The sequence below is a fragment of the Frankia sp. Mgl5 genome (genome assembly GCF_023242985.1).
Taxonomy (GTDB): Bacteria; Actinomycetota; Actinomycetes; order Frankiales; family Frankiaceae; genus Parafrankia; species Parafrankia soli.
The window spans coordinates 1-294 of the sequence record NZ_JALKFY010000056.1 but is presented as its reverse complement, the minus strand read 5'-3'; the positions used below and the strand labels follow the sequence as shown (position 1 = coordinate 294).

At 53.4% G+C, this 294-nt stretch carries 1 pseudogene; it reads left to right on the top strand.

The window, feature by feature from the left end:
• Window positions 1-294 (top strand): annotated as a pseudogene (locus MXD62_RS08345) (arginine decarboxylase); the annotation flags it as partial.

Sequence of the window (294 nt, the reverse complement as noted above, 5' to 3'; positions counted from 1 at the left end):
ACTTCCACGTCCTACATTTTGCTTGCTTCCCTTGATATGGCGCGCCAGCACTTGGCGCTCAACGGGCATCAACTGGCAGAACAGGCGATGGAGCTGGCAAACAGAGCACGTGATCAGATCAACGAGATTCCCCGGATGTACTGCGTCGGTCGGGAAATACTCGGAAAGCCTGCCACTTACGCAATGGATCCAACCAAGCTGCTGATTCACGTACGCGATCTGGGCATCACCGGCTGGGAGGTAGAAAACTGGCTGCGTGAAAAATACTCGATCGAAGTTGAAATGAGCGATCTC